The 23,360-nt window shown below is 70.5% G+C and carries 22 protein-coding genes; 17 read left to right on the forward strand and 5 right to left on the reverse strand.

The features are described from left to right. Nucleotides 1-36: 36 nt before the first annotated feature. The 3 genes from ACFVU2_RS08500 to ACFVU2_RS08510 all read right to left on the reverse strand — a co-directional run bounded on the left by ACFVU2_RS08500 (nucleotide 37) and on the right by ACFVU2_RS08510 (nucleotide 4,500). Entirely contained in the window at nucleotides 37-483 is a 447-nt protein-coding gene (locus ACFVU2_RS08500) for a GNAT family N-acetyltransferase (protein ID WP_387872949.1), read from the reverse strand. Beyond that, a complete protein-coding gene (gene valS, locus ACFVU2_RS08505; RefSeq protein WP_387872951.1) occupies nucleotides 480-3,089 on the reverse strand; it encodes a valine--tRNA ligase in 2,610 nt (869 codons plus the stop codon). The genes ACFVU2_RS08500 and valS overlap by 4 nt, the downstream gene beginning before the upstream one ends. An 88-nt stretch (nucleotides 3,090-3,177) precedes the next feature. Continuing rightward, a complete protein-coding gene (locus tag ACFVU2_RS08510) occupies nucleotides 3,178-4,500 on the reverse strand; it encodes an MFS transporter (RefSeq protein ID WP_387872953.1) in 1,323 nt (440 codons plus the stop codon). A 66-nt stretch (nucleotides 4,501-4,566) separates the two neighbouring features. Here ACFVU2_RS08510 and ACFVU2_RS08515 point away from each other — a divergent pair, with 66 nt between their 5' ends. From ACFVU2_RS08515 to ACFVU2_RS08545, 7 genes are all read left to right on the forward strand, one after another. After that, the gene (locus tag ACFVU2_RS08515; RefSeq protein WP_387872955.1) at nucleotides 4,567-5,175 is read left to right on the forward strand and encodes a TetR family transcriptional regulator; all 609 of its coding nucleotides are present in this window, start codon (nucleotides 4,567-4,569) and stop codon (nucleotides 5,173-5,175) included. Between the two features lie 4 nt (nucleotides 5,176-5,179). Then, complete coding sequence (locus ACFVU2_RS08520) at nucleotides 5,180-5,581, forward strand: hypothetical protein (protein ID WP_387872956.1); 402 nt, start codon at nucleotides 5,180-5,182, stop codon at nucleotides 5,579-5,581. A gap of 232 nt (nucleotides 5,582-5,813) precedes the next feature. Next, nucleotides 5,814-9,152 (forward strand): isoleucine--tRNA ligase, encoded by a 3,339-nt coding sequence (gene ileS, locus ACFVU2_RS08525; RefSeq protein ID WP_387872957.1) that lies wholly within the window; start codon nucleotides 5,814-5,816, stop codon nucleotides 9,150-9,152. Then, a complete protein-coding gene (locus ACFVU2_RS08530; protein WP_387872959.1) occupies nucleotides 9,149-10,525 on the forward strand; it encodes a bifunctional folylpolyglutamate synthase/dihydrofolate synthase in 1,377 nt (458 codons plus the stop codon). Before ileS ends, ACFVU2_RS08530 begins: the two co-directional genes overlap by 4 nt. Then, nucleotides 10,522-10,956: a DUF4233 domain-containing protein gene (locus ACFVU2_RS08535; protein ID WP_387872961.1), complete on the forward strand. Its 435-nt coding sequence runs from the start codon at nucleotides 10,522-10,524 to the stop codon at nucleotides 10,954-10,956. The genes ACFVU2_RS08530 and ACFVU2_RS08535 overlap by 4 nt, the downstream gene beginning before the upstream one ends. Beyond that, nucleotides 10,953-11,375, forward strand: coding sequence for a nucleoside-diphosphate kinase (gene ndk / locus ACFVU2_RS08540; RefSeq protein ID WP_387872963.1), 423 nt, complete (start codon nucleotides 10,953-10,955; stop codon nucleotides 11,373-11,375). Before ACFVU2_RS08535 ends, ndk begins: the two co-directional genes overlap by 4 nt. An 84-nt stretch (nucleotides 11,376-11,459) precedes the next feature. Continuing rightward, the gene (locus ACFVU2_RS08545; protein WP_387872965.1) at nucleotides 11,460-12,215 is read left to right on the forward strand and encodes an SDR family NAD(P)-dependent oxidoreductase; all 756 of its coding nucleotides are present in this window, start codon (nucleotides 11,460-11,462) and stop codon (nucleotides 12,213-12,215) included. A gap of 46 nt (nucleotides 12,216-12,261) precedes the next feature. Here ACFVU2_RS08545 and ACFVU2_RS08550 read toward each other — a convergent pair whose 3' ends face one another. Further along, nucleotides 12,262-12,879, reverse strand: a complete 618-nt coding sequence (locus ACFVU2_RS08550) for a vitamin K epoxide reductase family protein (RefSeq protein WP_387872967.1) — start codon at nucleotides 12,877-12,879, stop codon at nucleotides 12,262-12,264. Between the two features lie 301 nt (nucleotides 12,880-13,180). On the opposite strand from ACFVU2_RS08550, the gene ACFVU2_RS08555 reads away from it, so the two are divergent. Then, a complete protein-coding gene (locus ACFVU2_RS08555) occupies nucleotides 13,181-15,712 on the forward strand; it encodes an Rne/Rng family ribonuclease (protein WP_387872969.1) in 2,532 nt (843 codons plus the stop codon). Nucleotides 15,713-15,758: 46 nt separating this feature from the next. Here the strand turns inward: ACFVU2_RS08555 and ACFVU2_RS08560 are convergent, their stop codons facing one another. Continuing rightward, on the reverse strand, nucleotides 15,759-16,034 hold the full coding sequence (locus ACFVU2_RS08560) for a DUF4031 domain-containing protein (protein WP_387872971.1): 276 nt from the start codon (nucleotides 16,032-16,034) through the stop codon (nucleotides 15,759-15,761). 264 nt (nucleotides 16,035-16,298) lie between these two features. Here ACFVU2_RS08560 and rplU point away from each other — a divergent pair, with 264 nt between their 5' ends. From rplU to rsfS, 9 genes are all read left to right on the forward strand, one after another. Then, on the forward strand, nucleotides 16,299-16,607 hold the full coding sequence (gene rplU / locus ACFVU2_RS08565; RefSeq protein WP_025155948.1) for a 50S ribosomal protein L21: 309 nt from the start codon (nucleotides 16,299-16,301) through the stop codon (nucleotides 16,605-16,607). A gap of 30 nt (nucleotides 16,608-16,637) precedes the next feature. Beyond that, nucleotides 16,638-16,895: a 50S ribosomal protein L27 gene (gene rpmA, locus ACFVU2_RS08570; RefSeq protein WP_387872973.1), complete on the forward strand. Its 258-nt coding sequence runs from the start codon at nucleotides 16,638-16,640 to the stop codon at nucleotides 16,893-16,895. 82 nt (nucleotides 16,896-16,977) lie between these two features. Next, on the forward strand, nucleotides 16,978-18,534 hold the full coding sequence (obgE, locus tag ACFVU2_RS08575) for a GTPase ObgE (protein ID WP_387872974.1): 1,557 nt from the start codon (nucleotides 16,978-16,980) through the stop codon (nucleotides 18,532-18,534). Continuing rightward, nucleotides 18,531-19,373 carry a glutamate 5-kinase gene (proB, locus tag ACFVU2_RS08580; protein ID WP_387872976.1) on the forward strand — a complete coding sequence of 281 codons (843 nt, stop codon included), beginning with the start codon at nucleotides 18,531-18,533 and terminating at the stop codon, nucleotides 19,371-19,373. Before obgE ends, proB begins: the two co-directional genes overlap by 4 nt. A 9-nt stretch (nucleotides 19,374-19,382) precedes the next feature. Beyond that, on the forward strand, nucleotides 19,383-20,651 hold the full coding sequence (locus ACFVU2_RS08585; RefSeq protein ID WP_387872978.1) for a glutamate-5-semialdehyde dehydrogenase: 1,269 nt from the start codon (nucleotides 19,383-19,385) through the stop codon (nucleotides 20,649-20,651). 54 nt (nucleotides 20,652-20,705) lie between these two features. Next, nucleotides 20,706-20,942 (forward strand): hypothetical protein, encoded by a 237-nt coding sequence (locus ACFVU2_RS08590; protein WP_387872980.1) that lies wholly within the window; start codon nucleotides 20,706-20,708, stop codon nucleotides 20,940-20,942. A gap of 11 nt (nucleotides 20,943-20,953) precedes the next feature. Beyond that, nucleotides 20,954-21,559: a nicotinate-nucleotide adenylyltransferase gene (nadD, locus tag ACFVU2_RS08595; RefSeq protein ID WP_387872982.1), complete on the forward strand. Its 606-nt coding sequence runs from the start codon at nucleotides 20,954-20,956 to the stop codon at nucleotides 21,557-21,559. Beyond that, nucleotides 21,556-22,866: a hypothetical protein gene (locus tag ACFVU2_RS08600; protein WP_387872984.1), complete on the forward strand. Its 1,311-nt coding sequence runs from the start codon at nucleotides 21,556-21,558 to the stop codon at nucleotides 22,864-22,866. The genes nadD and ACFVU2_RS08600 overlap by 4 nt, the downstream gene beginning before the upstream one ends. Nucleotides 22,867-22,921: 55 nt before the next feature. Then, nucleotides 22,922-23,299, forward strand: coding sequence for a ribosome silencing factor (rsfS, locus tag ACFVU2_RS08605; protein WP_387872986.1), 378 nt, complete (start codon nucleotides 22,922-22,924; stop codon nucleotides 23,297-23,299). The last annotated feature ends 61 nt before the right edge of the window (nucleotides 23,300-23,360 follow it).

Consider the following 23,360-nt stretch of genomic DNA (forward strand, 5'->3'; position numbering starts at 1 on the left):
AGCCGCCTGCGTGTTCTGACCATATCCCGATCCTGATCAGGGGACGAGATCGTAGGTCACCCACTTGGTCTTCTGCGCGACGGCGTCGTAGAGCCGGCGCGCGGTGTCGTTGTCCTTCGCGGTGATCCACCGGACCACCGAGAGCCCGCGGTCGCGTGCCGCGTCGCGGAGGAACTCGAGCAGCTGCGTGCCCGCGCCCTCGCCCCGCGCGTCCGGCGAGACGAAGAGGTCGTCGAGGTAGAGCCCCTTGCTGCCGTCGAGCGGGCGGACGAACTCGCGGACGTGGGCGACGCCCACGGGAGCGCCCTCCTCGTCGATCGCGAAGTACGCCTCGAGCTCGTTGGAGGAGTCGGTGATCCAGCTCCACACGAGCAGTGCCTTCTCATCGGTCACGGGGTTCTCATAGAACTCGCCGTAGCCCGCATAGAGGTCGAGCCAGGTGAAGAACTCGTTGTCCTCCACCTTCCGGACGGTCGCCGTCATCGTTTCTCCTCGCTCGGGGCCTGAGAGAGCAGAATATCGGTGACCGCCAGGTCGTCGGCGGCTGCGAAACGCAGTTCGGCGATTCTGCCGACCGAGCGCAGATCCGCGGCGGCCGACTCGATCGCGGCGATCTCGGCCGCGGGACCGGCGATCACGGCCGAATCGACGGCCGTGCGCTGGGATGCCTTGGCGGCCGTCTTGGCTCCGCGGATCGCCGTCAGGGCGCGCCCGACGATGGCGAGCACGGACCGCTGGTCGGCGGTCTGCGGCGCGACGTCCGCCGCGGTCGGCCACGGCGCGACGTGCACCGAGCCCTCGGCGGACCAGCTCCACGCCTCCTCGGCCGCGAACGGCAGGACGGGGGCGAGCAGGCGCAGGAACGCCGACAGGGCGACGCGCAGGGCGACGACGGCCGAGACCTGCTCGGCGTTCGCCTCGCCGTACGCGCGCTCCTTCACGAGCTCGAGGTAGTCGTCGCAGAATGTCCAGAAGAACGTCTCGACGATCTCCAGGGCGCGCGCGTGGTCGTAGGCGTCGAGCGCGGCGGTGGCGTCGGCGATCACGTCGGAGAGGTTCTGCAGCATCCCGACGTCGAGCGGGCTGGTGACCTGCGCGAGATCGAGCGAGGCGGGCGCCTCGAAGCCGAGGATGAACTTGGCCGCGTTGAGCAGCTTGATGGCCAGACGGCGGCCGATCTTGATCTGCGTCGGGTTCTGCGGGTCGAAGGCGGCGTCGGTCCCGAGGCGCGACGAGGCGGCCCAGTAGCGCACGGCGTCCGAGCCGTGCCGCTCCAGGATGTCGGCGGGCGTGACCACGTTGCCCTTCGACTTCGACATCTTCTTGCGGTCGGGGTCGACGATGAAGCCCGAGATGGCGGCGTTGCGCCACGGGACGACGTCGTTCTCGAGCTGCGAGCGGAGGAGGGTCGAGAAGAGCCAGGTGCGGATGATGTCCTGGCCCTGCGGGCGCAGGTCGAACGGGTATACGGCGTCGAACAGCTCGCCGTCGCGCTCCCAGCCGCCCGCGAGCTGTGGGGTGAGGGAGGAGGTCATCCAGGTGTCCATGACGTCGAGCTCGCCGATGAAGCCGCCGGCCTGGCCGCGCTGGGCCTCGTCGTAGCCGGGGGCCGGGTCGGACGACGGGTCGACCGGCAGCTGCTCCTCCGTGGGGAGGATGGGCTCCTCGTGCACCGGGTTGCCGTCCGCGTCGAGCGGGTACCAGATCGGGATCGGCACGCCGAAGAAGCGCTGGCGCGAGATGAGCCAGTCGCCGGTCAGGCCGTTGACCCAGTTCTCGTAGCGCACGCGCATGAACTCCGGGTGCCAGTCGATCTCGCGGCCGAGCTCGATGAGGCGCTGGCGGAGCTGCTCGTCCCGGGCGCCGTTCTTGACGTACCACTGGCGGGTGGACACGATCTCGAGCGGCTTGTCGCCCTTCTCGAAGAACTTGACGGGGTGCTGGATGGGCTTCGGGTCGCCGATCAGGTCGCCCGAGGCCCGCAGCAGTTCCACGACGGCCTGCTTGGCAGAGAAGATGGTCTTGCCCGCGAGCTCGGCGTAGGCGGCCTTGCCCTCGGGGCTCTTGATCGCCGCCGGCGGCTCACTGATGATGCGGCCGTCGAAGCCGATGATCGCGCGGTTCGGCAGGTCGAGCTCGCGCCACCAGACCACGTCGGTGATGTCGCCGAACGTGCAGATCATCGCGATGCCGCTGCCCTTGTCGGGCTGGGCGAGGTGGTGGGCGACCACGGGCACCTCGACGCCGAAGACGGGGGTGCGGACGGTCGTGCCGAACAGCGGCTGGTAGCGCTCGTCGTCCGGGTGGGCGACGAGGGCGACGCAGGCGGGGAGGAGCTCAGGGCGGGTGGTCTCGATGTAGACCGGGCCGTCGGCGCCGTGGAAGGCGACGCGGTGGTACGCGCTCGGCTGCTCGCGGTCCTCCAGCTCGGCCTGGGCGACCGCGGTGCGGAACGTGATGTCCCACAGCGTCGGGGCGAGGGCCTGGTAGGCCTCTCCGCGCCGGATGTTGCGGAGGAAGGCGAGCTGCGACGTCCGCAGCGACTCGTGGCCGATGGTCCGGTAGGTCTGCGACCAGTCGACCGAGAGGCCGAGCGAGCGCCAGAGCGCCTCGAACTGCTTCTCGTCCTCGACGGTGAGCCGCTCACACAGCTCGATGAAGTTGCGGCGCGAGATCGGCTTCTGGTCGGCCGCTTTGCTGCTCTTGTTGTCGCCGCCCTCGAACGGCGGGACGAAGTCCGCCTCGTAGGGGAGGGTCGGGTCGCAGCGCACGCCGTAGTAGTTCTGCACCCGGCGCTCGGTGGGCAGGCCGTTGTCGTCCCAGCCCATCGGGTAGAACACGTGCTCGCCGCGCATGCGGTGGTAGCGCGCGACGACGTCCGTGTGGGTGTAGCTGAAGACATGGCCGATGTGCAGCGAGCCGGAGGCGGTCGGCGGCGGCGTGTCGATCGAGTAGACGCCGTCGCGGCCGGCGGCCAGCGCGGAGTCGCGGTCGAAGCGGAAGGTGCCCTGCTGCTGCCAGCGGTCGCCCCACTTGGCTTCCAGCCCCTCCAGTGCGGGCTTCTCGGGCACGGGGTTCGCGGCGCTCATGGTCCTCCGGTTCGATATGTGCGGCACCGTGTCATCGGGGTGCCTGAGTGTGCGACCGTACAAGCGTACCGGAGGACCGCGCCGGCGATCAGACCTCGTCGACGATGGGCGCCCTCCGGGACGCGATCAGCGCGGCCACCAGGGTGATGGCGCTCATGAGGGCGAGCACGATGCCGGGGTGCCACCAGGCGTTGCCGGTCGCGCCGCCCAGGAGGAGCGTGAGCGCGGGCACGAACGCGGTCAGCAGCGCGGCGAGGCTGTACGCAACCGACAGCCCGCTGTAGCGGACCTCGCTCGGGAACAGGTCGGACATCAGGCCGCCGAGACCGGCCCACGACAGCGTCGGCAGGATCCCGCCGATGATCATGCTGCCGACGAGGATGGGGAAGGTCGCGTACTGCAGCAGGAAGTACATCGGGAACGCGATCACGAGCGTGCCGATCGCACCAATCATGACGACCCGTGCCGAGCCGATCCGGGTCGCCCAGACGCCGAAGAGCGGGATCGTGACGAGCTGAAGCAGGCCGCCGACGGTGGTCGCGATGAGCAGGTCCTGGAAGCTGAAGCCGAGCGTCGCGGTGCCGTAGTCGACCATGTACGTGTTCATGAGCGAGTAGGAGCCGATGCCGAGCACGGCCGCGCCGATCGCGATCACGAAGCCCGACGGCGCCTTGCGGAACACGTCGAGGACGGGGAAGCGGTCGCGCGTGCCGGTCTCGAGCAGCTGCTTGAAGACCGGGGTCTCGTCGATCGACCAGCGCAGGTAGAGCGAGACGAGCAGGAGGGGGATGGCGGTGAGGAACGGCAGGCGCCATCCCCAGGCCGCGATCTGGTCGGCCGGGATCAGCGCGGTCATCGCGATGAACACGACGGCGCTCAGGATGGAGCCGACCGGAGAGCCGAGCTGGGGGAGTGCCGCGTAGAAGCCGCGCCGCTTCGGGTTGGCGTACTCCGTCGCGAGCAGGATGGAGCCTCCCCACTCGCCGCCGAGCGAGAGGCCCTGCACGAGGCGGAGCACCACGAGGGCGATGGCGCCGAACCAGCCGGCCTGGGCATAGGTGGGCAGCACGCCCACGAGGCCGGTGCCGACGCCCATCATGGCGATGGTGATCAGGAGGGTGGGGCGGCGGCCGATCCGGTCGCCGAGGTGGCCGAAGACGATCGCGCCGATGGGGCGGATGACGAAGCCGGCCGCGATCGTCAGGAAGCCGGCCAGGACGCCGCCGAACGTCCCCAGCGGCTGGAAGAACAGCGGGCCGACGAAGAATGCGCTGAAGTAGGCGAACAGGTAGAAGTCGTACGATTCGAGGGCGGTCCCGACGAACGAGGCGATCGTGACGCGGCGTGCGGTGCCGGGCGTGATGCCGGGGCGATCCGTCTCGCTGCGCACGGCGGTGGGGGTGGTTGTCACGGGCGTCCTTCGCAATCGTTGATAAGTGGACCGGGTCCAATAATAGGCATTCGAGAGGAACACCCGATGGCGTCTCCGCATTCCGGCTCCGGTCGGCCCCGTGCCTCGTCCAAGCGGATGCTGGCCGAGGCGGCGGGCGAGCTCTTCCTCGAGCAGACGTACGCGCGCACCACGATCGACGACATCGCGCGGCGCGCAGGCGTGAGCCGTGCCACTTTCTTCAACTACTTCCCCGCCAAGAGCGACCTGCTCTGGCTGGAGGTCGACGAGTCGCTCGACCGCTTCGCCGAGGCGCTGAGCGCGGCGGACGACACCCTGGCGCCGATGGATGCTGTCCTCGACGCGGTCGTGCGCCTGGCCGAGGGCTTCGGCCCCGACCGGCTGCCGCTCGCCGTGACGCAGGTGGAGCTGATGGGGACGGATGCGGAACTGCAGGCCTCCGGCCTCCCGCGCTTCCTCGAGCTGGTGCGGGTGGTCGCCGCCGCGGTCGCGACGCGGATCGGCGAGGACCCCGACGCGCTGCTGCCCCGGTCGGCCGCGACCGCGGTCGTCGGGGCGGCCGTCGCCGCCGCCACCGTGTGGGCGCGATCCGGCGTGCGCCGCGGCCCGCTCGCCCCGCTGGTCCGTTCCGCCGTCGAGCCGGTCTGCCGGGGCTACGCGGTCGCGCTAGCCTGAGCCGGTGCCTTCGACGACATCGCCCGCGATCGTGCACGCCGTGCGCTTCAGCAACACTGTCCGCGCCCTTCGAAGGCTCGGTGTGCGCTATGCATTGGGTCTACCGTTCACCTTTCTGATCCTGGCGGATGGGGAGCGCTTCACGCTCGTGCCGCGCGAGGGCGATGAACCGTTCGCGGCCTTCGATGCCTCCAGGATCGGGCCGATTACCGTCGCAGAGCGCCGGGAGAGAGGCCTCCATCCGCAGGTGGCACTCGCTCTTATCGTTCCGGTGTCGACCGCTCGCGGCGTCGTCGAACTCCCTGTCGTGCCGATCGGTGACGACGGGCGTCGTTCGTTGCTGTGGCACGACGCTGAGGTTCGCGCCTTGGCCAATCGAATCACGACCGCACTCCGCGGCAGTTGAGCCTGTAGAATCGACGGCAACGACTTCGACCCGGCCATCACCGGCGAGTCTTCGGAAGAACCGCGTCGCTCCGGCGGCGCGCACTAGAACCGAACGGGGCCGGCCCGTCACAGCCGAAGAAGGAGAGGTTCCGTCCGGCGACGCCGGTGGGCGGGGCAAGCGGGGTGGTACCGCGACGGGCGTGCGAGCGTCCGGCGTCCTCGTGCAGACCAGCGAACCCGCCAGGAGTGAGATGCCGTACCCCCAGTCCGCACCGGACGCGTCCGAGCCCGAGCGCACGGACGCCCAGAACCGCCCCGAGGTGGCGGCCAGCCCGGCGTTCCCCGAGATCGAGACGGGCATCCTCGCGTTCTGGAAGAAGGACGACACCTTCCGCGCGTCCGTCGAGAACCGCGAAGGGGCGCCCGAGTGGGTCTTCTACGACGGCCCGCCCTTCGCCAACGGCCTCCCGCACTACGGTCACCTGCTGACCGGGTACGCCAAGGACGTCTTCCCGCGCTTCCAGACCATGCGCGGCAAGCAGGTGCACCGGCGCTTCGGCTGGGACACCCACGGGCTCCCCGCCGAGCTCGAGGCGGAACGGCAGCTCGGCCTGACCGACAAGAGCCAGATCGAGGAGATGGGCATCGCCGCCTTCAACCAGGCGGCGAAGGACTCCGTGCTGCGCTACACGAAGGAGTGGCAGGAGTACGTCACCCGTCAGGCGCGCTGGGTCGACTTCGACAACGACTACAAGACGCTCGACGTCACGTACATGGAGTCGGTGATCTGGGCCTTCAAACAGCTGCACGAGAAGGGCCTCGCGTACGAGGGCTACCGCGTGCTCCCGTACTGCTGGCGCGACCAGACCCCGCTCTCCAATCACGAGCTGCGGATGGACGACGACGTCTACAAGATGCGTCAGGACCAGACGGTCACGGTCACCTTCCCGCTCGTCGGGTCGAAGGCGGAGGCGCTCGGGCTCACCGGCGTGCGCGCCCTGGCGTGGACGACGACGCCGTGGACCCTCCCGACCAACCTCGCCCTGGCCGTCGGCCCCGCGATCACCTACGTCGTCGTGCCCGCCGGCCCGAATGGCGCCGCAGACACGCACGGCGGCTCCGAGGACGACGTGCTGAGCGGCGAGTACCTGATCGCCGTCGACCTGCTGGGCAACTACGCGAAGGACCTCGGCTACGAGTCCGCCGCCGACGCCCAGGCCGCGGTCTCGCGCAGCATCCTCGGCTCCGAGCTGGAGGACGTGCACTACGACCGCCTCTGGGACTACTACGCCGACGCGGAGGCCTACGGCACGCAGAACGCGTGGCGCATCCTCGTCGACGACTACGTCACCACCGAGGACGGCACCGGCATCGTGCACCAGGCGCCCGCCTACGGCGAGGACGACCAGCGCGTCACCGAGGCCGCCGGCATCCCGATGATCATCTCCGTCGACGACGGCGCGCGCTTCCTCCCCGCGGTGAGCGACGTCGCGGGCCTGCAGGTGTTCGACGCGAACAAGCCGCTGACGAAGCTCCTCAAGGACCAGGGCCGGCTGCTGCGCCAGGCGAGCTACGAGCACTCGTACCCGCACTGCTGGCGGTGCCGCAACCCGCTGATCTACAAGGCGGTCTCCAGCTGGTTCGTGCGCGTCACGGAGTTCCGCGACCGGATGGGCGAGCTCAACCAGGAGATCAACTGGGTCCCCGAGAACGTCAAGGACGGCCAGTTCGGCAAGTGGGTCGCCGGCGCACGCGACTGGTCGATCTCGCGCAACCGCTACTTCGGCTCGCCGATCCCGGTGTGGAAGAGCGACGACCCGGCGTACCCGCGCACCGACGTCTACGGCTCCCTCGAGGAGCTGGAGCGCGATTTCGGCCGCCTGCCGCAGAACGCCGCGGGGGAGCCCGACCTGCACCGCCCGTTCATCGACGACCTGACCCGGCCGAACCCCGACGACCCCACGGGCCGCTCGACCATGCGCCGCATCACCGACGTGCTCGACGTGTGGTTCGACTCGGGGTCGATGCCGTTCGCGCAGGTGCACTACCCGTTCGAGAACCGCGACTGGTTCGACACCCACAGCCCGGCGGACTTCATCGTCGAGTACATCGGCCAGACGCGCGGCTGGTTCTACCTGCTGCACACGCTGTCGACGGCGCTCTTCGACCGCCAGGCCTTCAGCAACGTCATCAGCCACGGCATCGTGCTCGGCAGCGACGGGCAGAAGATGTCGAAGTCGCTGCGCAATTACCCGGACGTCAACGAGGTCTTCGACCGCGACGGCTCGGACGCGATGCGCTGGTTCCTCATGTCGAGCCCGGTGCTGCGCGGGGGCAACCTCGTCGTCACCGAGGAGGGCATCCGCGAGGGCGTCCGCCAGGTGCTGCTGCCGCTGTGGAGCACGTGGTACTTCTTCTCGCTCTACGCCAACGCGACCGGTTACGAGGCGAAGCGCTCGGTGGACTCCACCGATGTGCTCGACCGGTACCTGCTCGCCAAGACCCGCGACCTCGTGGAGGCCGTGACGGCCGACCTGGAGAGCCTCGACTCGACGCTGGCCGCCGCCAAGCTGCGCGACTTCGCCGACGTGCTCACCAACTGGTACGTGCGCCGCTCGCGCGACCGGTTCTGGACGGGCGTGGCCGAGGACGGCACGGGCGCCGAGGCGTTCGACACCCTCTACACGGTGCTCGAGACCCTCACCCGCGTCGCGGCCCCGCTCCTCCCGCTCGTGTCTGAGCAGATCTGGAAGGGGCTCACCGGCGGGCGGAGCGTGCACCTGACCGACTGGCCCGACGCGGCGGAGTTCCCGGCGGACGACGCGCTCGTCAACGCGATGGACCGCATCCGCACCATCAGCTCCACCACGCTCTCGCTGCGCAAGCAGGCAGGGCTGCGCGTGCGCCTTCCCCTGGCGGCGCTGACCGTCGTCGCCGAGAACGCGACCGCGCTGCGTCCGTTCGAGGCCATCCTGCGCGACGAGCTCAACGTCAAGTCCGTCGAGCTCGTCGAGCTGGAGGAGGACAGCGCGGCCGCCTACGGCATCACCAGCAAGCTCACGGTGAACGCCCGCGCCGCAGGCCCCCGCCTCGGCAAGCAGGTGCAGCAGGTGATCGGCGCCGCCCGTGCCGGCGACTGGAGCGAGCACGACGGCGTCGTGACCGTCGGCGGCATCGAGCTGGCCGAGGGAGAGTACGAGCTCGTGCTCGAGACCACTCAGGCCGACGAGGGATCGTCCAGCGCGCTCGCCCTGCTGCCGGGAGGCGGCTTCGTGCTGCTCGACACCGTCACCACCCCGGAGCTGGAGGCCGAGGGCCTGGCCCGCGACATCATCCGCGCCGTGCAGGACACCCGCAAGGCGGCAGGGCTCGACGTGAGCGACCGCATCCGGCTCGCCCTGACGTTCGAGCACGACGACGACGCCCGCGCGCTCGACCTCGCCGCCGACGTCGACATCGCGAACGAGACGCTCGCGCTGGAGCTCGTCGTCGGTGCTGCCGTCTCCGGATACGAGAAGGCCTTCACGGCCGGACAGTTCGCGAACGCCGGCGGATTCACCGTCGGCGTGACCAAGATGGAGGAGTCGTGAGCGACGAGATCCCCGAGGACGACTGGCGCGACCAGGCGGAGTCGGTCTACCAGGCCCTGCTCGCCCGGGTCGGCGAAGGCGCTCCCGAGCGCCGCCTCGACGCGACCCGACGGGCGGTCGAGCTGCTGGGCGACCCGCAGCGCGCCTACCCGATCGTGCACATCACCGGCACGAACGGCAAGACGTCGACGAGCCGCATCGTCGAGAGCCTGCTCCGCGCCTACGGGCTGCGCACCGGCCTGCTGACGAGCCCGCACCTGGTGAGCTTCGCCGAGCGGATCGTGATCGACGGCCAGCCGATCTCCGACGAGGAGCTGGTGCGCAACTGGGACGACGTGCGGCCCTACCTCGAGATCGTCGACGCCGAACTGGAGGAGCAGGGCAAGGCGCCGCTGACGTTCTTCGAGGCGCTGACGGCTCTGGCCTACGCGATCTTCGCCGACTCCCCGGTCGACGTCGCCGTGATCGAGGTCGGCATGGGCGGCGAATGGGACTCGACGAACGTCGGGGACGGCCAGGTGGCCGTCTTCACACCGATCTCGCTCGACCACACCCGGGCGCTGGGCGACACGATCGAGGAGATCGCGCGCACCAAGTCCGGCATCATCAAGCCGTCCGCCGACGTCGTGACCTCGGCGCAGACTCCTGAGGCGCTCGACGTGCTGCGGGAGGCCGCTGCGCTGACCGAGTCGAGCCTCGCCCTGCAGCCGCGCGACTTCGACGTCGCGTCGACGAAGGTCGCCGTCGGCGGCCAGCTCGTCACGGTGCGCGGCCGAGCCGCGACCTACGAGGACGTCTTCCTGCCGCTCTACGGCGATCACCAGGCCCAGAACGCCGCGGTCGCGGTGGCGGCGGTCGAGACCTTCCTCGGCCGGGGCTCCCAGCCGCTCAACGCCGACCTCGTCGAGGAGGGCTTCGCCACGGCCACCTCGCCCGGCCGCCTGCAGCTCGTGGGGATCGAGCCCACCATCCTCGTCGACGCCGCGCACAACCCGGCCGGCGCCGCGACCCTCGCGGACGCGCTGCGCCGCTACTTCCACTTCGACGAGCTCACGTTCGTGCTCGGCGCCCTCGCCGACAAGGACACCCGCGGGGTCGTCCGGGCGCTCGCGCCGGTCGCCACCCAGTTCTTCGTCACCGAGCCCGCGAGCGAGCGGGCGCTGGAGGCGGAGGAGCTCGGCGACATCGTGCGCGACGAGGTGGGCGACGAGGCGACGATCGTGTACAGCGACGCGCTCGACGCCCTGGAGGCGGCCCGCGAGTGGGCGGGCGAGTCGGACCGGCGCGCCGTCGTCGTGACGGGCTCGATCGTCCTCGTCGGCGCCGCGATGGCGTACGCCGCCGAGCAGGAGTGGAAGGGGGCGGGCGCGTGAGCGACGCTCCCGGCCCCACTTCGGAGCCCGCCGCTCCCGAGGGGTCCGCACCGGCCCCGCGGGTCCGCCGCCGGCGGAGCCTGCGCGAGAGCCTCGGCTCCATCCTGCTCGCCTTCGAGCTGGTGATCGTCTTCCTCGGCGCGCTCGTGCTCTTCGGGCTCGGCGCACTGCCGCCCGCGGTCGCGCTCGGCGGGGGAGCGGCCGTCATCGTGCTCATGATCATCGCCGTCGGCACACTGCGCTGGCCGATCGGCGTCGTCCTCGGCTGGATCGTGCAGCTGACGGTCGTGGCCGCCGGCTTCCTGGTGCCCGCCTTCTTCATCGTCGGGGCGATCTTCACGGCCATGTGGACCTACTGCATGATCGCCGCCGCCCGCATCGACCGCAACCAACGGGCCGCAACGGCCCACAACGGAACGGAGAACCCATGACCACCGCCGTCGAAGAGACCCTCGTCCTCGTCAAGCCCGACGGAGTCGCCCGCAGCCTGACGGGGGAGATCGTCCGCCGCATCGAGGCGAAGGGCTACTCGCTCGTCGACATCCGGATGCTGCAGGCCGACCGCGAGCTGCTCGCCAAGCACTACGCCGAGCACGAGGGCAAGCCGTTCTACGAGCCGCTCGTCGAGTTCATGGAGTCGGGCCCGATCGTGGCCCTGCGCGTCGCGGGCAACCGCGTGATCGAGGGCTTCCGCTCCCTGGCGGGCACGACGGACCCGACCACGGCCGCACCCGGCACGATCCGCGGCGACCTCGCCCGCGACTGGGGTCTCAAGGTTCAGCAGAACCTGGTCCACGGCTCCGACTCGCCCGAGTCGGCGCAGCGCGAACTCGCGCTCTGGTTCGACTGAGAGCAGTGTCCCCTGCGGTCGTCGCAGCACCGGACGGTGTCCGTGCTGCGACGACCGCGTCGGACGCGGGTTGAGGCTGACGGGATGAACGTCCAGGAGCTCTTCGCACTCGACGGGCGCACGGCGCTGGTCACCGGAGGGAGTTCGGCGATCGGCAAGGCCATCGCCTTCGCCCTCGCGGGGGCCGGTGCGCACGTGCTCGTCGCGGCGCGGACGGTCACGGCGATCGAGTCCACGGTGGCGGAGATCCGCTCGTGCGGCGACTCCGCCGACGGCGTCCGGGCCGACCTCTCGACCCGCGACGGGGCGCACGCCCTGGCTGATGTGGCCGGCCACGTCGACATCCTGGTGAACTCCGCCGGCATCAATCTGAGGCCGCCGATGCCGGAGCTCGACGAGGCCACCTGGGACGCCACGATGGCGGTCAACCTGGATGCGCCATTCATCCTCGGGCAACGGCTCGCGCCGGGCATGGCCGACCGCGGGTACGGGCGCTTCATCCACATCAGCTCGCAGCAGGCGCACCGGCCGTTCGCCTCGAGTGGCGCCTACGGCGTCTCGAAGGCGGCGCTGGAGGCGCTCGCCCGCTCGCAGGCCGAGGCCTGGTCGGCCTCGGGGATCACCGCGAACGTCCTGATCCCGGGATTCGTCCAGACCCCGCTGAACCGCAGGCTCAGCTCCGATCCGGAGACGGTCGAGCGACTGGCGGCGCGCACCCTGGTCGGACGCAACGGGAGGCCCGACGACTTCGCGGGCGCCGCTGTGCTCCTCGCCGGTCCGTCGTCCGCCTACATCACCGGTCAGTCGATCGCCGTGGACGGCGGGTTCTCCGTCCACTAGCGCGCAGAGCGCTCAGCGGAACGCCCAGCCGAACGCTCAGACGAACTCAGACGAACGCGCGGTGGATCCAGTCGAGCTGGATCTGCGCCAGGATCGCGACGATCGCGTAGGTGACGATCGTGATGAGGGGCACCCAGCTGTAGGCCGCGGCGAAGAACCGGCGTGCCCGCTCCGGCACGGGGATGTTGCCTTCTTTGAGGTTGTAGAGGGTGACGGCCCAGAAGGTCGGGATCGTCACGAGCCAGGTGACCATGCACCACGGGCAGAGCACGTTGAGGACGGTGAGCGACTGCGTGATCAGGAAGATCACCAGGGCGAGGGCCAGCACGACGCCGACGTTGAATGCGATCCAGTACCAGCGGGCGAAGCGGCCGCGCACGGCGAACAGGCCGACGCCGACGGCGATCGTCGCCGTCCACCCGCCGAGCCCGAGCACCGGGTTCGGGAAGCCGAGCAGCGAGCCCTGCCAGGAGTTGAGGTTCTTCGAGCAGCCCACCAGGACGCTGAAGTTGCACGAGAGCTGGGCGTCGGGGTTCGCGAGCAGGTGGAACTTGTCCACCGTCAGCATGAACGCGGCCCAGAGGCCGATGGCACCCGCGACGATCAGGAAGATCGCGAGGACGGTCGGGCGGCGGTAGGGCGCCGCGACGGCAGGTTCAGACACCCTCGGATTATGGCATGCGCCACGCGGGTGGTCCTGGGAGCACCGGCATCCGATCGCTCATCATGCGATAATCGTCACTGGACGTCGATCCGGCCCTGCCGGAGGCGTACGAATAGAAGGCTTGAGGGCGCCGCAGGCGCCCGGTGAGGGCCGGCCGTGAAGGCCGGAGACAGAGCCGGATGTGTGCCGCGCCACGAGCCGGCCGCGTCCGAGCAAGGATTACGGGGCAGGCCGAGTGTCGGCTCCGACGGAGAGTACCCGGTGAGCGGGGAACCGCAGCCGGTCGAGGAGTGCACCAGCGATGGTGGAAAACGAGAATATCGACAGCAATGGCAACGACACGGAGACGGGAGGGCGCAAGCGCAAAGGGCTCTTCGGAGCGCGACGCGCGGTGAAGCGCACCACCGATTCCCCCGTGCAGCAGGCGGGCGCCACGGCGGCACCCGAGGCGCAGACGCCCACGGGCGCCGTCGGCGACCCCGTCGTCCCGGCCGAGTCCGCGGCTCTGCCGGTGGAGGCGACGGCAACGGAGGCCGCGGTCACCGCGGAGGCCGCCGTCACCGCTGTGGCGGTCGCCGAGCGTGCCGCCCACGAGCCGCCCGCGCTCCCGGAGCCGATCGCCGAGGACGAGCCGGCGCTCGCGGGCGCCCCCGGGCTCCCGCCGACCACCCTGCTCTTCCAGGCGCCCGACATCGTCCCGCTCCCGCCCTTCGCGGGCGACGACGAGGAGCCGGCAGGCGGTGTGCGCCGCCGCTCGCGTCGCCGCGCGGGCGAGACCGGCCGCGAGGGCGCGAACGACCCGGCGAACACCGTGGTCAAGGTGCGCACCCCGCGCGAGCCGGAGCTGATCACCGAGCCGCAGAAGGTCAAGGGATCGACCCGCCTGGAGGCGAAGAAGCAGCGCCGTCGCGACGGTCGCGACGCCGGCCGCCGCCGCCCCGTCATCACCGAGGCCGAGTTCCTCGCCCGCCGCGAGTCGGTCGACCGCCAGATGATCGTCCGCGAGAAGAGCGGCCGCATCCAGATCGGCGTCCTCGAGGACAAGGTCCTCGTCGAGCACTACGTCGCCCGTTCGCAGGAGGCGTCGCTCATCGGCAACGTCTACCTCGGCCGCGTGCAGAACGTCCTCCCCAGCATGGAGGCGGCGTTCGTCGACATCGGCCGCGGACGCAACGCGGTGCTGTACTCCGGCGAAGTGGACTGGGACGCCGTCGAGACCGGCAACCAGCCCCGCCGCATCGAACTGGCGCTCAAGCCCGGCGACCGCGTGCTCGTCCAGGTCACCAAGGACCCGGTCGGCCATAAGGGCGCCCGCCTGACCAGCCAGATCTCGCTGCCGGGCCGCTACCTGGTCTACGTGCCGAACGGCTCGATGAACGGCATCAGCCGCAAGCTCCCGGACACCGAGCGCTCGCGCCTGAAGAAGATCCTCAAGGAGGTGCTCCCCGAGAGCGCCGGCGTCATCGTGCGCACCGCCGCCGAGGGCGCGACGGAGGATCAGCTGACGCTCGACGTCAACCGGCTCACCGCGCAGTGGGCCGACATCAGCAAGCAGGTCGAGAACCAGTCGGCCCCCGCCCTGCTGCACAGCGAGCCCGACCTCCTGATCAAGATCATCCGCGACGTCTTCAACGAGGACTTCCAGAAGCTCGTCATCGCCGGCGACGAAGCGCGCCAGACCATCGAGAACTACCTCCGTCAGGTGGCGCCGGACCTCCTCGACCGCGTCGAGGCGTACACGGGCGATCGCGACGCTTTCGACGAGCACCGCATCACCGAGCAGATCGAGAAGGCGCTGGAGCGCAAGGTGTGGCTGCCCTCGGGCGGCTCCCTGGTGATCGACCGCACCGAGGCGATGACGGTCGTCGACGTCAACACCGGCAAGTTCGTCGGCTCCGGAGGCAACCTGGAGGAGACGGTCACCAAGAACAACCTCGAGGCGGCCGAGGAGATCGTGCGCCAGCTGCGCCTGCGCGACATCGGCGGCATCATCGTCGTCGACTTCATCGACATGGTGCTCGAGTCGAACCGCGACCTCGTGCTGCGCCGCCTGATCGAGTGCCTGAGCCGCGACCGGACGAAGCACCAGGTCGCCGAGGTCACCTCGCTCGGGCTCGTGCAGATGACCCGCAAGAAGCTCGGACTCGGGCTGCTGGAGACCTTCAGCGAGGCCTGCGAGGTCTGCGCCGGCCGCGGCGTCGTCGTGCACCACGACCCGGTCGTGAAGCACCGTCAGCCGCAGCAGCAGGCGCCGCAGGGCGAGCGCCGTCGCGGTCGCGGCGGCAACGGAGGCGGGTCGAACGCCTCCGCTCCGTCGAGCTCGGCGTCGCACAGCGGCAACGGCGGCACCCACGCGATCACGGACGACGCGAAGAACGCGCTGGCCCAGATCGCCGCATCGACCATCCACCCGCACCAGGTGGAGGCGGAGGCCGCCCCGGTCGCCGCCGAGCCGCCCGCGGCGCCCAAGCGCCGCCGCCGCAAGGGCAAGGGCGCAGCCGCTTCCGAGGGCGACGCCGTGCCGGCGACCGAGTCCGTCGCGACTGAGCCCGCCGAGGCGCAGCCGGTCGCAGCTGTCGAGCCCGCAGCCGTCGAGACCGCCACGGAGGCGCCGGTCGCCGAGGAGGCGGTCCTCCCGCTCCTCGACCTGCCGGAGCCGCACGAGCCGGCCGCACCCGCGGTCCGCCCGACCCTCGCGGAGACCGAGCAGCTGCTCGGGTCGGTGCTCGACTCCCTCCCGCAGCCGAAGGAGCCCGGACAGGGCCGCAACCGCAGCCGACGGGCCAGCACGGCCGTCATCGCCGGCGGCGAGATCGCTCCGCCGGCGGAGTAGTCCGCAGCAGATCCTCCCGCGACCGCGTGCGGAGGCGCCGACCGAGTCAGTGCCTCCGGACGCGGTCGCGTGCTTTCACGCGCAGGCCGCTGGCGATGAGCCGCGACACGAGCTCCTTGCCGGGCACGGCCAGGGCCCCCGCGGTCACCAGCTCGCCGTAGCGACGGTCCGGGACGTCGTAGTGGTCCAGGTCGAAGGCGCGCGCCGGGACGTCGTTCGCGGCCGCGAAGGCGTGGAGCTCGTCGAGCGACGCGTCGCTGACCAGATGCGACCACAACATGCCGTGGGCGGGCCATGCCGGGGGATCGATCAAGACCGTCATACAATGATTGTAGGAACGGCGCCATCGACGGTGCCGCACGGTCCTGGAGCCCCCGCGTTGAATTGACGTGACGAGCGGCCTCAGGTAAAGTTGACCGCTGGTGTGTGTTGGGCGTCGCCCGCATTGCCATCATGGTTTTCTGAGAGCCGCTCCCGGTCCCCGGGGCGTCGGACTCGCCAGTGACTTCCGAGAACAGTAAGAGTAGGACCAGGTCCGGGCCGTCAGGCCGCCGGGAGCTGTTCCCCGACGAAAAGGTACGTGAGAGTGGTTTACGCAGTTGTGCGCGCCGGTGGCCGGCAGGAGAAGGTCGAGATCGGAACCATCGTCACGATGGACCGCATCAAGGCCGACAAGGACGGCAACGTCGAGCTGGCTGCGGTGCTGCTTGTCGACGGTGACAAGATCACGTCGGACGCCAAGTCCCTCGCCAAGGTGAAGGTCACGGCGGAGGTCCTCGGCGACCTGCGCGGTCCGAAGATCGTCATCCAGAAGTTCAAGAACAAGACCGGTTACAAGAAGCGTCAGGGCCACCGCCAGGAGCTCACGCGCGTCAAGATCACCGGCATCAAGTAGTCGACCCGGACCTCCCGAGGAGAAGAAGACATGGCACACAAAAAGGGAGCGAGCTCCACTCGCAACGGCCGCGACTCGAACGCGCAGCGCCTCGGCGTCAAGCGCTTCGGCGGCCAGACCGTCAACGCTGGTGAGATCCTGGTCCGCCAGCGCGGCACGCACTTCCACCCCGGCGTGAACGTCGGCCGTGGCGGCGACGACACGCTGTTCGCCCTCTCGGCGGGCGCCGTCGAGTTCGGCAACAAGGGCGGCCGCAAGGTCGTCAACATCGTGGCGGTCGAGGCGTAGCCTCCACCACGAGCACCACTTTCCGGATGGGCGGGCTTCGGCCCGCCCATCCGCCGTTTGGGACACAAGTAGGGAGCACCACATGGCGACGTTCGTTGATCGCGTGACGTTGCATCTGCGCGCCGGCAACGGCGGCAATGGGTGCGTCTCGGTCCGTCGTGAGAAGTTCAAGCCGCTGGCCGGCCCGGATGGCGGCAACGGCGGCAACGGGGGCGACATCGTGCTCGTCGCCGACCCGCAGGTCACCACGCTGCTCGGCTACCACCGCCACCCGCACCGCTCCAGCGACAACGGCGGCTTCGGGATGGGCGACCACCGCAGCGGGAACACCGGCGAAGAGCTCGAGCTGGCCGTGCCGGTCGGCACCGTCATCAAGGGCGAGGACGGCGAGGAGCTCGCCGACCTGAACGAGCCCGGGATGCGCTACGTCGCGGCCGCGGGCGGCATCGGCGGCCTCGGCAACGCCGCGCTGGCGAATCAGAAGCGCAAGGCGCCCGGTTTCGCCCTGCTCGGCACCCCGGGCTGGGAGGGCGATGTCTTCCTGGAGCTGAAGACCGTCGCCGACGTGGCCCTCGTCGGGTATCCGTCGGCCGGCAAGTCGAGCCTGATCGCGGCGCTCTCGGCCGCCAAGCCGAAGATCGCCGACTACCCCTTCACGACCCTGCACCCCAACCTCGGCGTCGTCCAGGCGGGCGACGTGCGCTACACCGTCGCCGACGTCCCCGGCCTCATCGAGGGCGCGAGCGAGGGCAAGGGCCTCGGCCTCGAGTTCCTGCGCCACGTCGAGCGCTGCTCGGCGCTGCTGCACGTGCTCGACTGCGCCACCCTGGAGCCCGGCCGCGACCCGCTGAGCGACCTCGAGGTCATCCTCGGCGAGCTCGCCGCCTACCCCGTCCCGGAGGGGCAGCTCCCGCTGCTCGAGCGCCCCCAGCTCATCGCCCTCAACAAGATCGACGTGCCCGAGGCCCGCGACCTGGCCGAGCTCGTGCGCCCGGACCTCGAAGCGCGCGGGTACCGCGTGTTCGAGATCTCGACCGTGAGCCACGAGGGCCTGCGCGCCCTGTCGTTCGCCCTCGGCCAGCTCGTGGAGACGTCGCGCGCCGAGCAGGCGGCCCTCGAGGAGGCCCGCCCGCGCATCGTGATCCGCCCGCAGGCCGTCAACGACTCCGGCTACGTGGTCAAGGTCGAGGGTGGCAGCGACGGACCGGTGTACCGCATCCTGGGCGCCAAGCCCGAGCGCTGGGTCGCACAGACCGACTTCGCCAACGAGGAGGCCATCGGATACCTCGCGGACCGGCTCGCGAAGCTCGGCGTCGAGGACTCGCTCTTCAAGGCGGGCGCCGTGGGTGGCTCGACGGTGGTCATCGGCCGCTCCAACGGCGTGGTCTTCGACTGGGAGCCCACGCTGACCTCCACTGCCGAGCTGATGACCGCGCCCCGCGGCACGGACGCGCGACTGGACGCCAACAACCGGCCGACGCGCAACCAGCGCCGCGAGGAGTACTTCGAGCGGATGGACGCGAAGGCGGAGGCCCGCGCGGAGCTCCTCCGCGAGCGCGAGGCCGGCCTCTGGCAGGACGACGAGTATAACGACAGCGTCGACGGCGGCGCCGGCAGCGAGGAGACGGGCAAGGAATGACCATCGACGACCGCAGCCGGATCCCCGCAGCCCGACGCATCGTCGTCAAGGTCGGCTCCTCCTCCATCAGTGGGGAGAACGCCGGGCAGATCCAGCCGCTCGTCGATGCGCTTGCCGAGGCCCACGGGCGCGGCACGCAGGTCGTCCTGGTCTCGTCGGGCGCCATCGCGACGGGCATCCCGTTCCTCGCGCTGCAGGAGCGTCCCACCGATCTCGCCACCCAGCAGGCGGCGGCCGCGGTCGGGCAGAACCTGCTCATCTACCGCTATCAGGACAGCCTCGACCGGTTCGGCATCGTCGCCGGCCAGGTGCTCCTGACAGCGGGCGACATGGAGACCCCGACCCACCGCTCCAACGCCAAGCGTGCGATGGAGCGGCTGCTCGACCTCCGCATCCTGCCCATCGTCAACGAGAACGACACCGTCGCGACGCACGAGATCCGGTTCGGCGACAACGACCGCCTGGCCGCGCTGGTGGCGCTGCTGATCGAGGCGGACGTGCTCGTCCTGCTGTCCGACGTCGACGCGCTCTACACGAAGCCTCCGCAGGAGCCCGGTGCCGAACGCATCGAGCGCGTGGAGTTCGACGACGAGCTCGCCGGCGTGGAGATCGGCACCACGGGCCTCTCGGGTGTCGGGACCGGGGGAGCCCTCACCAAGGTGTCGGCCGCCCGGCAGGCCGCGGAGCGCGGCACGGCGGTCGTGCTGACGTCGACCGCGCTCGTCGCCGAGGCGCTGCGCGGCGAGGCCGTCGGCACGTGGTTCGCGCCCGCGCCCGATGGCGTTCCGAGCGTCACCGGTGCGCTTTCGGCCGTCACCCCGGGCACCGCCGCGTCCTAGACTGGGACCATGTCTCAGACCACCGTCGCGCCCGTCGCCCTCGCCGACAAGCTGGCCGCGGCCAAGCACGCCTCGATCGCCCTCGCGACGGCCACCACGCTGCAGAAGAACGCCGCACTGACCGCGATCGCCGACCGGGTCGTCGGGTCCGCGAGCGAGATCCTCGCGGCGAACGAGCTCGACCTGGCGAACGGGCGCGAGAACGGGCTGACGGCCGGACTCCTCGACCGGCTCACCCTCTCCGCCGCACGCCTTCAGGGGCTGGCGGAGGCGGTGCTCGAGGTCGTGGGCCTGACCGACCCGGTCGGCCAGGCGGTGCGGGGGAGCACGCTCCCGAACGGCGTCGCGATCTCGCAGGTGCGTGTGCCGTTCGGCGTCGTCGGCGCCATCTACGAGGCCCGCCCCAACGTGACGATCGACATCGCCGCCCTCGCGATCAAGAGCGGCAATGCGGCGGTCCTGCGCGGGGGCAGTGCGGCCATCGAGACCAACCGCGTGCTGGTGGGCGTCATCCAGTCCGCCCTCGCGAGCGCGGGCCTCCCCGCCGACGCCGTGCAGACGATCGACGAGTTCGGCCGCGCGGGTGCGGGCGAGCTGATGCGCGCCCGCGGATACGTCGACGTGCTCATCCCGCGAGGGAGCGCCGACCTGATCCGCACGGTCGTCACCGAGTCGACCGTCCCGGTCATCGAGACCGGAGCCGGCGTCGTGCACATCGTCCTCGACGAGAGCGCGCGCGAGGACTGGGCCGTGGACATCGTCCGCAACGCCAAGGTGCAGCGACCGAGCGTCTGCAACGCGGTGGAGACCCTGCTGGTGCACCGCTCCGCCGCCGAGCGACTCCTCCCGCAGGTGCTCGGAGCCCTCGCCGAGTCCGGCGTGACGGTGCACGCGGACGAACGCGCGCTGCCCTTCGCGACGAACGGCGTGCCCGTCACCGAGGAGGACTGGGCCACCGAGCACATGAGCCTCGACATCTCGGTCAAGGTCGTCGACGACCTCGACGAGGCCATCGAGCACATCCGCCGCTACTCGACGCAGCACACCGAGTCGATCATCACGAACGACCTCGCCAACGCCGAGCGGTTCCTGGCGCAGGTCGACTCCGCGGTCGTGATGGTGAACGCCTCGACCCGCTTCACCGACGGAGGCGAGTTCGGCTTCGGGGCCGAGGTCGGCATCTCGACGCAGAAGCTGCACGCGCGCGGGCCGATGGGCCTGCCCGAGCTGACGAGCACCAAGTGGATCGTGCGCGGGTCCGGCCAGATCCGCGGCTGAGCGCCCGCTAGACTGATCGGCGGGCCAGCGCCCACCGGAAAGGAAGAACCCCCGATGTCATTTCTGACGACCGTCCTCGCGGAGGCCGAGACCCACGTCGAGCTGCCGATGCCGACCTGGGCGTACGGCGCCATCGCCATCACCATCTTCGCCGTGCTCGCGATCGTGGTCTTCAGCTACAAGGACGTCGCCAACCGGCACAGCCACAAGGCCGCCTCCGACGCCGCCTCGCACGCCGGTGCGCCGGGTGCCACGCACCACGGCAGCGGTCACCCGAACCAGGGACACTGACCCCTCCGGGCATGGAGCTCACGGAGAAGAGCCGGCGGCCGCGCATCGGCGTGATGGGCGGAACGTTCGACCCGATCCACCACGGCCACCTGGTCGCGGCCAGCGAGGTGGCGCAATCGTTCGACCTGGACGAGGTCGTCTTCGTTCCCACCGGTCAGCCCTGGCAGAAGGGCCCGGTCACCGAGGCGGAGCACCGGTACCTGATGACCGTGATCGCCACCGCCTCCAACCCGCGCTTCACCGTCAGCCGCGTGGACGTCGACCGCGCCGGGCCGACCTACACCATCGACACCCTGCGCGACCTGCACGAGCAGCGCCCGGACGCGGAACTCTTCTTCATCACCGGAGCCGACGCCATCGCGCAGATCCTCAGCTGGCGCAACGTGGAGGAGCTCTGGAAGCTCGCCCATTTCGTGGCTGTGAGTCGTCCGGGACATGACTTGAGTATTTCTGGATTACCTACGCAAGACGTAAGCTTGTTGGAAGTCCCGGCCCTGGCGATCTCGTCGACCGACTGCCGGAGCCGGGTGAGTAGGGGATTCCCGGTCTGGTACCTCGTGCCGGACGGTGTCGTCCAGTACATCTCGAAACACCACTTGTATCGGAGTGTTGCATGACTTCGTGGCCCGAGCAGCCCGCAGACGGCCAGCCGCCGCTGACCCGGCGACAGGCCCGTGAGAGCGAGCGCACCGCCGCGCGCCAGGAAACGCGACGTGCCGGAACGGCCGAGCCGACTCCCGGCGGCGAGATCCCCACCTTCACGACTCCGGCGTCCGCAGCCGGCCGCGCCGATCGTCCCGACGACGCCGCATCCGCCGCCCCGGAGCGCCCGTCCATCCCCGCGACGGCCTTCGCCGAGCCCGGCGTGCTGCCGCCTTCTCGTCCGTCCGCATCCGGCGGCGACGACTTCGACGCGCTCGTCTTCACCGCGCCCGGCGGCCCGGCCGCCGATGAGACAGAGGCCGCGCCGTCCTCACTCTTCCGTGAGGCGTCCGATCCTTCGACGCCCGAGGCCGTGACCCAGCCGGTCTCCATCGTGGCGTCGGGCGACGCCGCCGCAGGGATCGTGCCGGAGCGCACCCTGACCCGCCGTGAGATGCGCGCGATGATGCAGGCGCAGGAGGCGAACCAGCAGGCCAACCACACGCCGCACCTCGCCGAGCCGGTCGTGCCGATCGCGTTCGACGCACCTCCGGCTGCGACGCCGGAGCAGCCCGCAGGGGCACAGGAGCCGAGCTTCGGCGCCCAGCCCGAGGCCGCCGTCGCCGACGACACGAAGAAGGCGTGGCCGTTCGCGCCGCTGACGCCCTCGTCGTCCGGCGAGGAGGCGGAGAAGAAGCCCGCGTTCGCTCCGAATCCTGCCTTCGAGGCTCCCGCCTTCGCGCCGGCTCCCGCTGCGGCGCAGCCGGCACCGACGGACGATGTCTCCGCTGAGGAGCGCCGCCCGTTCACGCCGCCCACCGGCCACTGGTCGACGGCGGCCGACGTGGAGGACGTGAGCGAGCCGATCATCTCGCGCAACGTGGGGCAGTCCACCGCTGCGACGACCACGAACGCCCTCATCCTGCCGTCCATCCCTCGCCCGGATGCGACCGCACCACTCACGAGCACGGGGGAGATCCTCGTGACCGGCTCCATCGACCTGCCGCGCGGCGTCGGGTCGACCGGGCTCAACCCGGAGCACCTCGACTCCTCGGACATCGACAACCTGCTCGATGGCGAAGAGAACGAGTTCAACACCTCGGAGGTCGCCCCTGTGCGCGCCTCCCGTGCGATCAGCACGCACACGTCCACGCGCGGTGTCATCACCCCGCCGAAGAAGCGCGGAAACGCTCTGCCGACCGTGCTCATCATCACCGCGGGCGTGCTCGCGGTGGGCGTCATCGGACTGCTCGTCGCCGCCTACTGGCTGAAGGTGTTCTGATCCTCCGCTCCGCCATCTCGACATCAGACATCGTCACCGCACCGGAGGCACGACCGTGACCGCATCCCCGCACGCCCGAGAGATCCTGCAGATCGCGGCCATCGCCGCCGACTCCAAGGGCGGTGAGGACCTGGTCGCGCTCGACGTCTCCGGGCCGCTGCCCCTGACCGACGCGTTCCTGCTCGTCAGCGGGCGGGTGGAGCGCAACGTCATGGCGATCGCGGGCGAGGTGGAGGACCAGCTCAACGAGGCGGGCGTGCGTACCCTGCGCCGTGAGGGCCGCTCGGAGGGGCGCTGGGTGCTCCTCGACTTCGGCGACCTGGTGGTGCACGTCTTCCACGAGGAGGACCGCATGTACTACTCCCTCGAGCGCCTCTGGAAGGACTGCCCCGTCCTCCCGATCGAGCTGCCCGTCCACGACGCGGCCCAGTAGTCCGCGAGCGTCGTCACGGCGGTTTCCCGGTTCCGCATGAGAGTTCTCTCATGTTGGCCTT

Source organism: Leifsonia sp. NPDC058194 (assembly GCF_042883605.1).
Taxonomy (GTDB): Bacteria; Actinomycetota; Actinomycetes; order Actinomycetales; family Microbacteriaceae; genus Leifsonia.

Bases quoted from the DNA above. Each gene is read 5' to 3' on its own strand.
- ACFVU2_RS08500 (WP_387872949.1), bottom strand. From the start codon at position 483: ATGACGGCGACCGTCCGGAAGGTGGAGGACAACGAGTTCTTCACCTGG.
- valS (WP_387872951.1), bottom strand. From the start codon at position 3,089: ATGAGCGCCGCGAACCCCGTGCCCGAGAAGCCCGCACTGGAGGGGCTG.
- ACFVU2_RS08515 (WP_387872955.1), top strand. From the start codon at position 4,567: ATGGCGTCTCCGCATTCCGGCTCCGGTCGGCCCCGTGCCTCGTCCAAG.
- ileS (WP_387872957.1), top strand. From the start codon at position 5,814: ATGCCGTACCCCCAGTCCGCACCGGACGCGTCCGAGCCCGAGCGCACG.
- ndk (WP_387872963.1), top strand. From the start codon at position 10,953: ATGACCACCGCCGTCGAAGAGACCCTCGTCCTCGTCAAGCCCGACGGA.
- ACFVU2_RS08545 (WP_387872965.1), top strand. From the start codon at position 11,460: ATGAACGTCCAGGAGCTCTTCGCACTCGACGGGCGCACGGCGCTGGTC.
- ACFVU2_RS08555 (WP_387872969.1), top strand. From the start codon at position 13,181: ATGGTGGAAAACGAGAATATCGACAGCAATGGCAACGACACGGAGACG.
- ACFVU2_RS08560 (WP_387872971.1), bottom strand. From the start codon at position 16,034: ATGACGGTCTTGATCGATCCCCCGGCATGGCCCGCCCACGGCATGTTG.
- rpmA (WP_387872973.1), top strand. From the start codon at position 16,638: ATGGCACACAAAAAGGGAGCGAGCTCCACTCGCAACGGCCGCGACTCG.
- obgE (WP_387872974.1), top strand. From the start codon at position 16,978: ATGGCGACGTTCGTTGATCGCGTGACGTTGCATCTGCGCGCCGGCAAC.
- proB (WP_387872976.1), top strand. From the start codon at position 18,531: ATGACCATCGACGACCGCAGCCGGATCCCCGCAGCCCGACGCATCGTC.
- ACFVU2_RS08585 (WP_387872978.1), top strand. From the start codon at position 19,383: ATGTCTCAGACCACCGTCGCGCCCGTCGCCCTCGCCGACAAGCTGGCC.
- ACFVU2_RS08590 (WP_387872980.1), top strand. From the start codon at position 20,706: ATGTCATTTCTGACGACCGTCCTCGCGGAGGCCGAGACCCACGTCGAG.
- nadD (WP_387872982.1), top strand. From the start codon at position 20,954: ATGGAGCTCACGGAGAAGAGCCGGCGGCCGCGCATCGGCGTGATGGGC.
- ACFVU2_RS08600 (WP_387872984.1), top strand. From the start codon at position 21,556: ATGACTTCGTGGCCCGAGCAGCCCGCAGACGGCCAGCCGCCGCTGACC.